General features: G+C 62.5%; 13 protein-coding genes. 10 read left to right on the top strand and 3 right to left on the bottom strand.

Features of this window, described 5'->3' with window-relative positions:
- Positions 1-113: 113 nt before the first annotated feature.
- A complete protein-coding gene (locus J8I26_RS10225; protein ID WP_209606767.1) occupies positions 114-1841 on the top strand; it encodes a proline--tRNA ligase in 1728 nt (575 codons plus the stop codon).
- 92 nt (positions 1842-1933) lie between these two features.
- Here J8I26_RS10225 and J8I26_RS10220 read toward each other — a convergent pair whose 3' ends face one another.
- From J8I26_RS10220 to ffh, 3 genes are all read right to left on the bottom strand, one after another.
- The gene (locus J8I26_RS10220) at positions 1934-2356 is read right to left on the bottom strand and encodes a hypothetical protein (RefSeq protein ID WP_209606765.1); all 423 of its coding nucleotides are present in this window, start codon (positions 2354-2356) and stop codon (positions 1934-1936) included.
- A gap of 359 nt (positions 2357-2715) precedes the next feature.
- Entirely contained in the window at positions 2716-3198 is a 483-nt protein-coding gene (locus J8I26_RS10215; protein WP_209606763.1) for an SWIB/MDM2 domain-containing protein, read from the bottom strand.
- A gap of 505 nt (positions 3199-3703) precedes the next feature.
- Positions 3704-5074 carry a signal recognition particle protein gene (gene ffh / locus J8I26_RS10210; protein WP_209606761.1) on the bottom strand — a complete coding sequence of 457 codons (1371 nt, stop codon included), beginning with the start codon at positions 5072-5074 and terminating at the stop codon, positions 3704-3706.
- A gap of 298 nt (positions 5075-5372) precedes the next feature.
- Here ffh and J8I26_RS10205 point away from each other — a divergent pair, with 298 nt between their 5' ends.
- From J8I26_RS10205 to J8I26_RS10165, 9 genes are all read left to right on the top strand, one after another.
- Positions 5373-6332 carry an ABC transporter substrate-binding protein gene (locus tag J8I26_RS10205; protein ID WP_209606759.1) on the top strand — a complete coding sequence of 320 codons (960 nt, stop codon included), beginning with the start codon at positions 5373-5375 and terminating at the stop codon, positions 6330-6332.
- A gap of 12 nt (positions 6333-6344) precedes the next feature.
- Positions 6345-7166, top strand: a complete 822-nt coding sequence (locus tag J8I26_RS10200; protein ID WP_209606757.1) for an ABC transporter permease — start codon at positions 6345-6347, stop codon at positions 7164-7166.
- 1 nt (position 7167) lies between these two features.
- On the top strand, positions 7168-7977 hold the full coding sequence (locus tag J8I26_RS10195) for an ABC transporter ATP-binding protein (RefSeq protein WP_209606755.1): 810 nt from the start codon (positions 7168-7170) through the stop codon (positions 7975-7977).
- A gap of 275 nt (positions 7978-8252) precedes the next feature.
- Entirely contained in the window at positions 8253-9065 is an 813-nt protein-coding gene (gene ccsA / locus J8I26_RS10190; RefSeq protein WP_209606754.1) for a cytochrome c biogenesis protein CcsA, read from the top strand.
- On the top strand, positions 9062-9355 hold the full coding sequence (locus J8I26_RS10185; RefSeq protein WP_209606751.1) for a PP0621 family protein: 294 nt from the start codon (positions 9062-9064) through the stop codon (positions 9353-9355). Before ccsA ends, J8I26_RS10185 begins: the two co-directional genes overlap by 4 nt.
- Positions 9356-9359: 4 nt before the next feature.
- Positions 9360-10007, top strand: coding sequence for a 1,6-anhydro-N-acetylmuramyl-L-alanine amidase AmpD (gene ampD, locus J8I26_RS10180; protein ID WP_209606749.1), 648 nt, complete (start codon positions 9360-9362; stop codon positions 10005-10007).
- A 377-nt stretch (positions 10008-10384) separates the two neighbouring features.
- Positions 10385-13378, top strand: a complete 2994-nt coding sequence (locus J8I26_RS10175) for a ribonucleoside-diphosphate reductase subunit alpha (RefSeq protein ID WP_209606748.1) — start codon at positions 10385-10387, stop codon at positions 13376-13378.
- 228 nt (positions 13379-13606) lie between these two features.
- Positions 13607-14776 carry a ribonucleotide-diphosphate reductase subunit beta gene (locus tag J8I26_RS10170; RefSeq protein WP_209606746.1) on the top strand — a complete coding sequence of 390 codons (1170 nt, stop codon included), beginning with the start codon at positions 13607-13609 and terminating at the stop codon, positions 14774-14776.
- A gap of 505 nt (positions 14777-15281) precedes the next feature.
- The coding region (locus J8I26_RS10165) for a hypothetical protein (RefSeq protein ID WP_209606744.1) at positions 15282-15544 on the top strand (263 nt) is incomplete at its 3' end.

Raw genomic sequence — 15544 nt, 5'->3', positions numbered from 1 at the left:
GCGGATGTCATTGAAACGAGGACCAATTCTGCAAAGAGTGGGCGCATCAGCCAGCTAATCCTTTAAAATTAGGTCGATTATAACCCTCCTCTTTTTAAAAAGAACCGACCGTCATGCGCGCCTCACGTTTTTTTATTTCCACCCTGAAAGAAGCTCCTTCCGACGCTGAAATCGTCAGCCACAAGCTGATGATGCGGGCCGGGATGATCAAGCGCCTCGGGGCCGGCATCTACACTTACATGCCGATGGGACTGCGCGTGATCCGCAAGGTCGAGGCCATCGTGCGCGAAGAAATGAACCGCGCCGGCGCCGTCGAACTGTTGATGCCGGTGGTGCAGCCGGCCGAGCTGTGGCAGGAGACCGGCCGCTGGAACAAGATGGGCGCCGAGCTGATGCGCGTGAAGGATCGCCACGGCCGCGACTTCGCCATCCAGCCGACCTCGGAAGAAGTCATCACCGACGTGGCGCGTACCGAGCTGCGCAGCTACAAGCAGCTGCCGGTCAACTTCTACCATATCCAGACCAAGTTCCGCGATGAGCGCCGCCCGCGCTTCGGCCTGATGCGCGGCCGCGAATTCACCATGAAGGACGCTTACTCCTTCGATCGCGACGTCGACGGCCTGAAGAAGTCCTATCAGGCCATGTACGACGCCTATGTGCGCATTTTCACCCGCTTCGGCCTGGAGTTCCGCGCGGTGGCCGCCGACAACGGCGCCATCGGCGGCTCCGGCTCGCATGAGTTCCACGTGATCGCCGCCACCGGCGAAGACGCGCTGGTGTACTGCCCGACCTCCGACTACGCCGCCAACATGGAAGCGGCCGAAGCCGTGGCCGTCGACGCCGCGCGCGGCGCCGCGCAGGAAGCGCTGAAGAAGACCGCCACCCCGGGCAAGGCCAAGTGCGAAGCCGTGGCCGAGCTGCTGGGCCTGCCGCTGGCGTGCACCGTCAAGTCCATCGTGCTGGCGGTGGATAACGAAGATCCGGCCAAGAAGGAAATCTGGCTGCTGATGCTGCGCGGCGACCATGAGCTGAACGAGGTCAAGGCCAGCAAGATCCCTGGCCTGGGCACCTACCGTTTCGCCAACGAAGGCGAGATCGTCGAATACTTCGGCACGCCGCCGGGCTACCTGGGACCGATCGGCACCAAGAAGCCGGTCAAGGTGGTGGCCGACCGCACCGTGGCCAACATGGCCGACTTCGTCTGCGGCGCCAACGAGACCGACTTCCACTACACCGGCGCCAACTGGGGCCGCGACCTGCCCGAGCCGCTGGTGGCCGACATCCGCAACGTGGTCGAAGGCGACGCCTCGCCGGACGGCAAAGGCGTGCTTGCCATTCAGCGCGGCATCGAAGTGGGCCATGTGTTCCAGCTGGGCACCACCTATTCGGAATCGATGAAGGCGACCTACCTGGACGAGGCCGGCAAGCCGCAGCCGCTGGTGATGGGCTGCTACGGTATTGGCGTGACCCGCATCCTGGGTGCGGCCATCGAGCAGAACTTCGACGAGCGCGGCATCATCTGGCCGACCTCGATCGCGCCGTTCCAGGTGGTGCTGTGCCCGATGGGCTACGACCGCAGCGAAGCGGTCAAGACCGAGATCGACAAGCTCTACGAGCAGCTCACCGCCGCCGGCGTGGACGTGGTGCTGGACGACCGCGGCGAACGCCCGGGCGCGATGTTCGCCGACTGGGAGCTGATCGGTGTGCCGCATCGCATCGTGGTGGGAGACCGCGGCCTGAAGGACGGCAATGTCGAATACCAGGGCCGTCGCGACACCGAGGCGACCCAGGTTGCGCTGGCCGACGCGCTGGCCTTCATCCAGGGCAAGCTGGCGGCCTGATGGCTTAAGTCTTCAGCAAGCAGCAATAAAAAAGGCGGGTGCCAAATGGCATCCGCCTTTCTTTTTGGGCGCGCCGGACGGCGCATCAGTGATTACTGGCTGGGCGTACCCGGCACGATCGTTACGGTCTCGCGATAGATGCCGCCGTCACGGGCGTTGCCGTCGGCCACGCCGCCGCCGTTCATGCGTTTTTCACAATCCATGCGATTGGCCTGGGGCAGGCCCTCGCAGCGCTTCATGGCGTTCTCTTTCAATTGGGCCGAGCCTGGGTCGGTCAGGTTGCCTCGGCCGGCTTCGTAGCGCGCCGCGCCGGCTTCGCGCAGGCAGGTGGCGCGATCCTGGTTGGAGGTGCCGTTGTTACAGGCGGCGACCTCCTGCTTGTAGGTCGAGCTGCCGGCATCTGTCTTGCCCGCGGCGAACACGTGCGACGTGCCGCCCAGGGCGGCCAAGCCGATCGCCAGTGCACAGGCGGAGCGGGCGATCTGGTGAGGGAATTTGGGTTGCTGGTTTGCCATGGTCATTTCCTTTCTTATGGGATCAGGGATGGGCACAGGCTCATCGTTGAATGGCATACAGATAGACCTGCGCGCGCTACCGAGTTCGGCCTTGCGACGGGGCAATCATTACAGGATGTTTCGGCGATCTGCCGCAGGATGGGACAACGGCGGCGGCACCGCCGCTAAGTAATGCCATCATAGCTGGGGATGTAGCGGCTCAGCCATCAGAGAAACGGCCGTTGTCGGGTCGGACAAGCGGCATGCCGGCGCAGGAAAATGGCGTACGGATGTGTTCTGAAACACTCGGAAACAAAAACGCCCGCAACTGCGCGGGCGTTTTTGTTTGCAAGAGGCTTGCAAACCGCGAACGGTGGAAATCAGCTCAGGTGGGCCGAAATCAGCTTGGTCATTTCGAACATGGTGACCTGCTTCTTGCCGCCGAAGATGGCCTTGAGCTTGTCATCGGCATCGATGTTGCGCTTGTTCTCGGCGTTTTGCAGCTTGTGCTTCTTGATGTATTCCCAGACCTTCTTGGTGACTTCAGTGCGCGGCAACGGCTTGGAACCGACCACTTCGCCCAGTGCTGCCGACGGGGTCAGCGGCTTCATGAAGGCGGCGTTGGGAGTGCGCTTGGCAGCGGGTTTTTTGGCTGCCGGCTTGGCTGCGGGTTTTGCTGCTGCTTTCTTCGGTGCTGCTTTGGGAGCTGCCTTTGCTGCGGTTTTCGCTGCGGGCTTTGCGGCTGCCTTGGGTGCCGCCTTGGGCGCTGCGGCCTTCACTGCGGGTTTCTTGGCTGCCGGTTTGGCTGCTGCTTTTGCTGCGGGCTTCTTTGCTGCGGCTGCTGGTTTTTTTGCTGTGGCCATCTGAAAGACTCCTTCGACAAGGAATGGATTGGATGCGTCAATTACGCACCGCTAATAGTGGTGTGGATTGCGCGGCCATGCAAGTATTTTTTACGGGTTTTCAGGCCAAAACATCCGGGAAACAACGGGACTTGTCGATTCGGCGTCAAGCCGCGCCGGTAAAGGGATCGCGGCGGATCGGGCGAGGCCGGAAAACGCTTGTCGGAGCATCATCGATTCGCCTCATGGGGCGATGTAAAGACGCGCCGATTTTCGGATTTTCGGTAAGGTGTTTTTTGCGGTGCAGGCACACCGATCATGCGGTTTTTTTGCAGCGCCGGCGGCGCGCGCGAGAAACCGAGGGAGGATACGGAAGGATTGCGGGAGGGAGAAATGCATCCGGCGGCATGAAAGCCGCCGGAGTGAGGGGGAGCGCAGAAGGGAAAAACAGGAAGGAAAGCGCGGGATCAACGCAGGAACAGCGTTGGAAAGAACGATGAAAAGCGGGCCGCAAAGGCCCGCCCAATCAGCGCATGCCGCCCGGCAGCATGCCCTTCATGCCGCGCATCATCTTCATCATGCCGCCGCCCTTGAGCTTTTTCATCATCGACTGCATCTGCTCGAATTGCGACAGCATGCGGTTCACTTCCTGCACCTGCACGCCGGCGCCGGCGGCGATGCGGCGCTTGCGCGCAGCCTTGATCAGCTCGGGCTTGGCGCGTTCGGCCGGGGTCATCGAGTTGATGATGCCTTCCATGCGGCGCACGTTCTTCTCGGCCTGGTCCATGTTGGCGTTGCCGGCGGCCGCCTGCATTTGCGCCGGCAGCTTGTCGAGCAGGCCGGTGAGGCCGCCCATCTTCTTCATCTGCGACAGCTGGGCCTTGAAGTCGTTGAGGTCGAATTTGCCGCCGCCCTTGATCTTGTTGGCCAGGCCTTCGGCGGCGGCCATGTCCACGCCTTTGCGCGCTTCCTCGACCAGCGCCAGGATGTCGCCCATGCCCAGGATGCGGTTGGCCATGCGCGAGGGATCGAAGGCTTCCAGGCCGTCGAGCTTCTCGGCTACGCCGGCGAACTTGATCGGCTTGCCGGTGATGTGGCGCACCGACAGCGCAGCGCCGCCGCGCGAGTCGCCGTCCAGCTTGGTCAGCACTACGCCGGTCAGCGGCAGGGCGTCGCTGAAGGCCTTGGCGGTGTTGATGGCGTCTTGGCCCAGCATGGCGTCGACCACGAACAGGGTTTCGATCGGGTTGATGGCGGCGTGCACGGCGCGGATTTCATCCATCATGGCCTGGTCGATGCCCAGACGGCCGGCGGTGTCGACGATCAGCACTTCATGGTGGTGCTTCTTGGCCCAGTCCAGCGCGGCCAGCGCGATGTCGACCGGCTTGTCGGTCGGCTGGCTGGGGAAGAAGTCGGCGCCGGCCTGGCCGGTCACGGTCTGCAGCTGGCCGATCGCGGCCGGACGGTAGACGTCGGCGGAGACGGTCAGGACCTTCTTTTTCTTGGTTTCGCGCAGGTATTTGGCGAGTTTGCCTACGGTGGTGGTTTTACCGGCGCCCTGCAGGCCGGCCATCAGGATGATCGCCGGCGGCTGGGTGGCGAAGTTGAGCTGCGAGGCTTCGGGGCCGAGGTCGGCACCCATCAGGCTGGCCAGTTCGCGCTGCACCACGCCCACCAGCGCTTGGCCGGGGGTCAGTGAGCCGATCACCTCTTCGCCCAGGGCTTTTTCCTTCACTTTGGCGACAAAGTCGCGCACGGCCGGCAGGGCGACGTCGGCCTCCAGCAGCGCCAGGCGCACTTCGCGCAGCATCTCGGCGGTGTTCGATTCGGTCAGGCGCGCCTCGCCGCGCATGGTTTTGACGACTTTGGCGAGGCGTTGGGTCAGGTTGTCTAGCATGGTGATGTCTGCAAATGAGTGAGCTGCGGCCGCCGGAGATGGTGCGAAGGCGGCAGGGGAGCGGGCAATCCCGCATTTTAACCGATCGGCCCCGCAGCGCCTGCGTTGCCGCAGCTGTCCATATGGTGGTTGTAAGGGAAATTAACAGCTTGTACTGGGGGCAGACTTTGTGTATACATTTGCCTGAATTTCCAAGCGCAACCAAAACATAAAGTCCCGCCCAGCGGGACACCAAGCATCGAGACCCGCCGGAGCGCACCGGCCAACGAAACAATAATGAACACAAGAGGAGAAGGAAATGCAAAAGAAGCTGATCGCTTTGGCCCTGCTGGCGTCCGTCGGTTTTTCGGCAAGCAGCCAGGCCGCCGATGAAGTCATCCGCCTGGGCAACCTGAAGTTTGCCCACTACGGCGCGGTGTCCTATATCAAGGAGATCGCCCCGAAATGCGGCATCAAGGTCGACGAAAAAGTCTTCCCCAAGGGCCCGGACGTGATGCAGGGTATCCTGGCCGGTGAACTGGACGTGGGCACCACCGCGTCCGAAGCCGCCATCTCGGGCCGCGCCAACGGCGCCCCGATCTATGTGGTGGCCGGTTTCGCCAAGGGCGGCGCGCGCCTGGTGGCGGGCAAGGACTCCGGCATCAAGTCGGTCAAGGACCTGAAGGGCAAGAAGGTCGGCGTGACCCGCGGCGGCATCCATGAAGTGCTGCTGGACGCCGAGCTGGGCCAGAACGGCCTGACCGCCAAGGACGTGACCATCGTCTACCTGGCCTTCGCCGACCTGAACCAGGCGCTCTTGGGCAAGAACATCGACGCGATGATGCAAAGCGAGCCGCAGTCCTCGCAGGCCATCAACAAGGGCTTCGGCGTGGAGGTGATGAAGCCTTACGACACCCCGATCGGCGAGCCGTACCGCACCATGGTGATGACCGAGAAGTTCTACAAGGAGAAGCGCCCGCTGGCCGAGAAGTTCATGAAGTGCTTCCTGGAAGCCACCAAGACCTTCATGGACAAGCCGGAAACCGCCGAGAAGTACGTGCGTGAAGTGATCTTCAAGAACCAGATCACCAAGGAAGACTTCTACGACGCGATCGGCAACTCGCCCTACGCCTACAACATCACGGCCGAGCACATCCAGGTCACCACCGACACCATGGCCAAGTACGGCACCGGCAAGATGGCCAAGCCGCCGGTGGCCAAGGATTGGGTGAAGCTGGACCTGCTCGATGACGCTAAGAAGAGCATGAACCTCAAGTAAGGCGGCGAACTCATGGCAAAACAAAAAACGGGGGGCGTCCTGCAGGGGCTGCTGGTGCCCCTGATCGTGATCGCGATCTGGGAGGGGGCATCCCGGGCAGGCTGGATCAATCCCCAGATCCTGCCTTCGCCCTGGGCGGTGCTGCACAAGTGGTATGAATACGCCACGCCGATGAAGCCCTACGACCCGACCGATGGCAGTTGGCTGGCCTGGGCCTTCTCGGGCGAATTGGTGATGGACGCCATCGGCAGCCTGTACCGCGTGGTGGCCGGCTTCCTGATCGGTGCCGGGCTGGCCTTGCCGCTGGGTCTGCTGATGGGGTCCAGCCAGCGCGTCTACGGCCTGATGAACCTGACCGTGCAGGTGATCCGCCCGATCCCGCCGATCGCCTACATTCCGCTGGCGATCCTGTGGTTCGGGCTGGGCAACCCGCCGGCCCTGTTCCTGATCTCGCTGGGTGCGTTCTTCCCGGTGCTGATGAACACCATCGCCGGCGTGCGCCAGGTCGACAGCATCTACCTGCGCGCGGCGCGCAACCTGGGCGCCAAGCAGAGCACGCTGTTCCTGCGCGTGATGCTGCCGGCGGCCGTGCCTTACATCCTGTCGGGCGTGCGCATCGGCATCGGCACCGCCTTCATCGTGGTGATCGTGGCCGAGATGATCGCGGTCAGCAACGGCCTGGGTTTTCGCATCATGGAGGCGCGCGAGTATTTCTGGTCGGACAAGATCATCGCGGGCATGATCACCATCGGCCTCTTGGGCCTGGCGATCGACCTCGGCATGAGCCGCCTGAACAACTACATGCTGCGCTGGCACCGCGGGTTGGAGAACTGAAATGAGCACCCATACTTCTTCGCCCCAGATCCGCGTGTCTGGCGTGCACAAGGTCTTCAAGACCGACGACCGCGAGGTCGTGGCCCTGAAGGACATCAACCTCGACATCCCCGACGGCCAGTTCGTCTGCCTGCTGGGGCCCTCCGGCTGCGGCAAGTCGACGCTGCTCAACGCCATCGCCGGCTTCGCGCTGCCATCCTCGGGCGACATCACCACCGGCGGCAAGGTGGTGGAAGAGCCGGGGCCGGACCGCGGCATGGTGTTCCAGGAATACGCGCTGTTCCCCTGGATGACGGTGGAGCAGAACGTGGCCTTCGGCCTGGAGATCAAGGGCACGCCCAAGGCCGAGATCGCCGCGCGCGTGACCCAGCTGCTGGACAAGCTGGGCCTGATCGACTTCCGCACCCGCTTCCCCAAGGACCTGTCGGGCGGTATGCGCCAGCGGGTGGCAATCGCCCGCGTGTTGGCGCTGGATTCGCCCATCATGCTGATGGACGAGCCCTTCGGCGCGCTCGATGCGCTGACCCGGCGCAACCTGCAGGATGAGTTGCTGCGCATCTGGGACGAGTTCAAGAAGACCATCGTCTTCGTCACCCACAGCATCGAGGAGGCGATCTACCTGGCCGACCGTATCGTGGTCATGACGTATCGCCCCGGCACCATCAAGCGCGACATGATGGTCCACCTACCGCGCCTGCGCGATCCGGCCGATCCCGAGTTCAATGCCTTGAAGCGCGAACTCGGCCAGCTGGTGATGGAGGAGCAGCAGCGCCACCACAATGCTGAAATGAAGGCGGCTGCGGTCGACTGAACGCGCCGCGATCGGCAGTCAACCCGGACACGGCAGGTCTTCCTGCCGTGTTTCGTTTGCGCGTGTCGTTTGCACGTGTAAAATGCGCGCCCCGCCGGCTGCCGGGCCGTCAGTAGCAAAGAGGGCTTTTGCCGTAGCGATTCGCCTCTATATATAGAGGATGCGCCGCCGGCATCCCGTCGCCCGGCCGCGAGCGGCGCTCATCCGCCGCAAGTCCCCGCCGGGACAGGGCCGCGCCGCAGGGGGGGCGTGCCGAGATGGTGTAAACTTAGCCGATGCAAACTTATTTTTTCATTCTGGCCGCGCTGCTCTACCTGGGATGCGCTTTCATGCCCTCGGAGCGGCGCCTGCCGATTTCGCTGGGGATCGTGCTCGGCTGGATCCTGCATGGCGGGGCGCTGCTGTCGGACATGTTCGCGCCGGAAGCCATGCGAGTCGGTTTCGCGGTGATGCTCTCGGCCACGCTGTGGATCTCGGTGGCGGCCTACTGGCTGGAGAACCGCAACTTCTCGCTGGACAGCATGCGCGTGCTGGTGCTGCCGGTGGCGGCGGTGTCGGTGGTTCTGCCCAGTATCTTCCCGGGTAACATGATCGTTTTGGCCGGCAAGTCAGACTGGTTCCTGGCGCACATCGCCATCTCCATCCTGGCCTACAGCACCCTGACCATCGCCGCCTTCCACGCGGTATTGATGGTGCTGCAGGAGTCGCGCCTGCATACGCGCCCGGGTCCTGCGGCGCAGACCGGCTGGTTCGCGGCGGCGCTGGATCGCCTGCCAGCGCTGCTGACGATGGAAAAATTGCTGTTTCGCCTGATCGCCTTCGGTTTCGTCCTGCTGACGCTGACCGTGCTCTCGGGTGTGGGTTTCTCCGAGCAGTTGTTCGGGACGCCGTTCCGGTGGGACCACAAGACGGTCTTCACCATGCTGTCCTGGCTGCTGTTCGGCCTGCTCCTCGCCGGCCGGCGCTGGCAGGGGTGGCGTGGGCGCACCGCGCTGAGCTTTACGCTGGCCGGTTTCGCCATCCTTTTATTGGCTTATGTAGGCAGCCGGTTCGTGCTTGAAGTCGTGCTGCATCGGGTACTGACATGAAATATCTGATCTGGCTGGTGGTATTGCTGGCCGTGGTGGTGTGGTTCCAGCGCGCCAAGAAATCCATGCTGGCAGGCAGCGACGCCGGTCGTGATCCGGCGCGCGATGCGGCCGAGGCCGGCATGCCCAAGTCCAAGACCTCGCGCTTTCGCCGAAGCGCCGAGGGCAGCACGGAAACCATGGTGCAGTGCGCGCATTGCGGCATTCACTTCCCCGTCTCGGAAGCCGTGGTGCACGCCTCGGGCGCGCACTACTGCTCCGAAGAACACCGCCGCCAGGCCTCGTTCTGATCCCATGAGCCAGTCTGCTACCGACGCCGGCGCATGGTTCATCGACGGCGACGGCTGGTGCAGCGCCGCCCGCCGCGAGCCTTCGCCCAACTGTGACGAGCGGCCCGACGGCTGCATCACCGACCTGCTGGTGGTGCACAACATCAGCCTGCCGCCCGGGGTGTTCGGCGGGCCGTACATCGCCGACCTGTTCTGCAACCGGCTCGACTATGAGGTCGATCCTTACTTCGACCAGTTGCGCCCCCTGCGGGTGTCGGCCCACTTCCTGATCCGGCGCGACGGCGAGGTGGTGCAGTTCGTCTCCGCCAATCGCCGCGCCTGGCATGCGGGCGTGTCGGTGTTCGACGGGCGCGAGCGCTGCAATGACTTCTCCATCGGCATCGAGCTGGAAGGGACGGACTTCGAACCCTTCGCCGAGGCCCAGTACTCGGCCCTGGCGCGCCTGACTTCGGCCTTGGTGGAGCGCTATGCGCTCACTGACGTGGCCGGGCACGAGCACATCGCGCCGGTGCGCAAGACAGATCCCGGACCGTTTTTTGACTGGCGACGCTATCGCCATGAATTCGCGAAAATAATTAACGGCGCGCAATTGCGCTTCCCTTCAGGGCTTCCTGAAAGTCAAGCCGCCACCGGAGAAAAATTCGAGAAATAGCGGTTGCAACATCAGAATGCCAATACTAGAATTAGTCTCAATCGATCTTTTGGTACTAGATGTAGTGTTCTTGTAAGATTCAAGGTGTATTCTCTGATTCCCGTCCACAACCGGATCAGCAGTGGCAGTGCTTCAGAAGGTGAAAGGTTCGTGAGGCAGTAACCAAGTCCTACAACGTCTCACGTTGCTTCCTTCTTCCAGTCGTTCTACTCATCAGTTTCAAGCAGTGTTTGCGTCAGCATGAATGTCCGCGCAAGGGGACGCTCATTGTTGGACGCTTCTGTCCGTTCGCGAACCTCCCGGCAGGTAGGGGGTTCTAATTTAGCAACTCGGGGCAGCCTGAATGGTTGCCTGACTTTATGTATCTAGGAGGCTAAGTGCGCTCAACTCAAGAAATTTCCGTCAAATCTCCTGCCGCGTTTGGCGTGTCCGCTGCTGACCTGGAGGCGTCCACCGACGCCGCTCAGGCAGCTGCCGCAAAGGCCGGCGCCGGCCTGGGCGAATACCGCATCATCCGCCGCAACGGCGCGGTGGTCGGTTTTGAACCGTCCAAGATCGCCATCGCCGTGACCAAGGCCTTCCTGGCCGTCAACGGTGGTCAGGGCGCCGCTTCGGCGCGCGTGCGCGAGATGGTGGAACAGCTGACCACCAACGTGGTGTCGGCGCTGGTGCGTCGCCAGCCCACCGGCGGGACTTTCCATATTGAAGACATCCAGGACCAGGTTGAACTGGCCCTGATGCGTTCGGGCGAGCACGACGTCGCGCGCGCCTACGTGTTGTACCGCGCCAAGCGCATGGAAGAGCGCGCCCAGCAGGGCTCGACCGCCAAGGCGGAAGTGGCCGCGCCGCAACTGCACGTGGTGGAAGACGGCCGCAGCCGTCCGCTGGACATTGCCGAAGTGCGCGCCCTGATCGACGCCGCTTGCGTCGGCCTGGAAAAGCACGTCGACGGCGGCGCCATCCTGGCTGAAACCGTCAAGAACCTGTACGACGGCGTGCCCGTCGAAGAGCTGTACAAGTCCGCCATCCTGGCTGCCCGCGCGCTGATGGAAAAGGACCCGGCCTACAGCCAGGTGACCTCGCGTCTGCTGATGCACACCATCCGCAAGGAAGTGTTCGGCAAGGAAGTGGCCCAGGCCGATGCGCCGGCCGAGTACCTGGAATACTTCCCGGCCTATATCAAGAAGGGTATCGACGCCGAGCTGCTCGACACCAAGCTGGCCCAGTTCGACCTGGCCAAGCTGGCGGCCGCCCTAAAGCCCGAGCGCGACCTGCAATTCGGCTATATCGGCCTGCAGACCCTGTACGACCGCTACTTCCTGCACATCCGTGGCACCCGCATCGAAATGCCGCAGGCGTTCTACATGCGTGTGGCGATGGGCCTGTCGTTGAACGAAATCGACCGCGAAGCCCGCGCCATCGAGTTCTACGACCTGCTGTCCTCGTTCGACTTCATGAGCTCGACCCCGACCCTGTTCAACTCGGGCACCCTGCGTTCGCAGCTGTCGTCGTGCTACCTGACGACCGTGGCCGACGACCTCGACGGCATCTACGAAGCCATCAAGGAAAACGCCCTGCTGGCCAAGTTCGCCGGCGGCCTGGGCAATGACTGGACCCCGGTGCGTGCCCTGGGCGCCCACATCAAGGGCACCAACGGCAAGTCGCAAGGCGTGGTGCCGTTCCTGAAGGTGGTCAACGACACCGCTGTGGCGGTCAACCAGGGCGGCAAGCGCAAGGGCGCGGTCTGCGCCTACCTGGAAACCTGGCACATGGACATCGAGGAATTTCTCGAGCTGCGCAAGAACACCGGCGACGATCGCCGCCGCACCCACGACATGAACACCGCGAACTGGATTCCCGACCTGTTCATGAAGCGCGTGATGGAAAAGGGCGAGTGGACCCTGTTCTCGCCGTCCGACACCCCGGATCTGCACGACAAGTTCGGCAAGGCTTTCGAAGAAGCCTACACCGGCTACGAAGCCAAGGCCGCCAGCGGCGAACTGAAGCTGTTCAAGAAGGTCCAGGCCAACGACCTGTGGCGCAAGATGCTGTCCATGCTGTTTGAAACCGGCCACCCCTGGATCACCTTCAAGGATCCTTGCAACATCCGTTCGCCGCAGCAGCACGTGGGCGTGGTGCACAGCTCCAACCTGTGCACCGAGATCACCCTGAACACCAACGATTCCGAAATCGCGGTGTGCAACCTGGGTTCGGTCAACCTGCCGGCGCACCTGGTCAATGGCGAGCTGGACCATGCCAAGCTGCAGCGCACCATCCGCACCGCGATGCGCATGCTGGACAACGTCATCGACATCAACTACTACGCCGTCAAGAAGGCGCGTGATTCCAACCTGCGTCACCGTCCGGTGGGCATGGGCATCATGGGCTTCCAGGACTGCCTGCACATGAAGCGCGTGCCGTACGCGTCGATGGACGCCGTCGAGTTCGCCGACCGTTCGATGGAAGCCGTCTGCTACTACGCTTACTGGGCCTCGACCGAGCTGGCGCAAGAGCGCGGCCGTTACACCTCCTACCGCGGTTCGCTGTGGGATCGCGGCATCCTGCCGCAGGATTCCCTGAAGCTGCTGGCAGAAGAGCGCGGCGGCTACCTGGAAGCCGACAGCAGCGAAACCATGGACTGGAGCGCCCTGCGTGCACGCATCGCCGAGCACGGCATGCGCAACTCGAACTGCGTGGCGATCGCACCGACCGCGACCATTTCGAACATCATCGGCGTGTCGGCTTGCATCGAGCCGACCTACCAGAACCTGTACGTGAAGTCGAACCTGTCGGGCGAATTCACCGAAATCAACGAGTACCTGGTGCGTGACCTGAAGGCGCGCGGTCTGTGGGATGAAGTGATGATCTCCGACCTCAAGTACTTCGACGGCAGCCTGGCCAAGATCGACCGCATCCCGCAAGACCTGCGCGACATCTACGCCACCGCCTTCGAAGTGGATCCGTCGTGGCTGGTGGAAGCCGCCTCGCGTCGCCAGAAGTGGATCGACCAGGCCCAGTCGCTGAACATCTACATGGCCGGCGCTTCCGGCAAGCGTCTGGACGAGACTTACAAGCTGGCATGGCTGCGCGGTCTGAAGACCACCTACTACCTGCGCACCATCGGCGCCACCCACACCGAGAAGTCGACTTCCCGCGCCGGCGCGCTGAACGCCGTGGCGGTGGACGGCGGCCTGGGCGGCGGTTCGGCGGCATCGGCGCAAGCTGTGCCGGCGGCGCCGATCGCTTCGGCGGCTGCGGCATCGGCGGCCTACGTGATGCCCAATCCGGGCGGCTCGATCGAGTCCGACGGTCCGGTGTGCACCATGCGTCCGGGCGACGCCGGCTTCGAAGAGTGCGAGGCCTGCCAGTAAGTCTGCAAGAAAGCCAGGAATGGCCCGGAAATCTCCAGCTCATGAGGACGATCAACACGGTCCCTCACAGCCGCAGATAGCATCTTCCGGGCCGCTCTTCTCAGCCGGCGCATCGCGGTGAACTTCACCGGATGCGCCGTTGTCACCTAAACATACATGCGCCGCGATGAACCTGGACACCGGTTCGGTCCGCACGGCGCCAACCGATCAAGTAAAAGAGGAACCCACATGCTCTCTTGGGACGATGAAGCAAAGCCGGCTCAGCAGCCGCGCCCGCAACACATGCCGCAGCCTCAGCTGCAACCGACCTTCGGCACGCCGTTCGCCGAGGCTGCGCTGAACCCGGCGCTGGTGACCCGTGACGCTCCGGTCGACACCACCCGCCGCGTGAACGCCGCCGACAAGCGCATCATCAACGGCCACACCGACGTCAACCAGCTGGTGCCGTTCAAGTACAAGTGGGCCTGGGACAAGTACCTGGCCGGCTGCGCCAACCACTGGATGCCGCAGGAAATCAACATGCAGCGCGACATCGAGCTGTGGAAGAACCCCAACGGCCTGACCGAAGACGAGCGTCGTCTGGTCAAGCGCAACCTGGGCTTCTTCGTGACTGCCGACTCGCTGGCCGCCAACAACATCGTGCTGGGCACCTACCGCCACATCACCGCACCGGAGTGCCGCCAGTACCTGCTGCGCCAGGCCTTCGAAGAGGCGATCCACACTCACGCCTACCAGTACATCGTCGAGTCGCTGGGCCTGGACGAAGCCGAGATCTTCAACGCCTATCACGAGGTCGAGTCGATCCGCGACAAGGACGAGTTCCTGATTCCCTTCATCGACACGCTGACCAATCCCGAATTCAAGACCGGCACCGTCGAGACTGACCAGGCGCTGCTGAAGTCGCTGATCGTCTTTGCGTGCATCATGGAAGGCCTGTTCTTCTACGTCGGCTTCACGCAGATTCTTGCGCTGGGTCGTCAGAACAAAATGATGGGCGCCGCCGAGCAGTATCAGTACATCCTGCGCGACGAGTCCATGCACTGCAACTTCGGCATCGACTTGATCAACACTGTGAAGATGGAGAACCCGCACCTGTGGACTCCGGAGTTCCGCGAAGAGATCAAATCGTTGTTTTTACGCGCGGTGGAGTTGGAATATCGTTACGCAGAGGATACAATGCCGCGAGGCGTGCTCGGGTTGAACGCAACTATGTTCAAGGGCTACCTCCGATTCATCGCGAATCGACGCGCGCAGCAAATCGGATTGGACCCGCTGTTCGCACAAGAAGAAAATCCGTTCCCTTGGATGAGCGAGATGATCGACTTGAAGAAGGAGCGCAACTTCTTTGAGACCCGTGTCATCGAATACCAAACCGGGGGCGCGCTGAGTTGGGAATGACGTGCAGTCTCGAAGTACTCTTCAGCGAGACATGATGCACAAACGGCAGTCGGGTAGCTTGCAAGATACCCGGCTGCTGAAACTGAAAGGCATACGCCAAATTAATGAACAGTCAGAGACCGAATCATTCTTCTCTGTTATTGCCGCTTAACCCCATCGTGTCGGGTCAGGCGGCTTTTCCTTTGAAAAACCTGATGGTTTTTCAGGAGTGCTATTCCGACGCTGGCGTTTGAACACGCTGGCGTTTTTTTTGGCTTTGCGCCTGCTCCCGTAGTCGACTGTCTCCTGCGCCATCGCGCGGGCACTACCGGAGGGGCGTAGCCAAGATAGCTGAAGCGCTGCATAGGTGAGGGGATGCAGCAGTTCAGCTGGTGCCGAATTCATTAGCGCAAGCGACAGGCTGCTTGCGCCGATGAATAGCCCGCTTGCGTTCATCGCGATGTCGCAGGAGGGTTGCTTATATCAAGCTTGATTTTTTCCATTCACGTGAAGAAGGAGAAACAAAATGGCAACAGCAGCAAAGAAGCCAGCAGCGGCTAAGAAGCCAGCTGCCAAGAAGCCGGCAGCCGCCAAGGCAGCCGCAGCACCGAAGAAGGCCGTCGCCGCCAAGGCAGCAGCACCGAAGAAGGCAGTCGCTGCCAAGAAGCCGGTCGCCGCCAAGAAGGCAGTCGCCGCCAAGAAGCCGGTTGCAGCCAAGAAGGCAGTCGCCGCCAAGAAGCCGGTTGCAGCCAAGAAGGCAGTCGCCGCCAAGAAGCCGGTTGCAGCCAA

Origin of the sequence: Herbaspirillum sp. LeCh32-8, assembly GCF_017814915.1 — a bacterium.
Lineage (GTDB): Bacteria > Pseudomonadota > Gammaproteobacteria > Burkholderiales > Burkholderiaceae_D > Herbaspirillum.
Note: the sequence above shows the minus strand (reverse complement) of the source record. Positions and strands in the feature narration are given on the sequence as shown.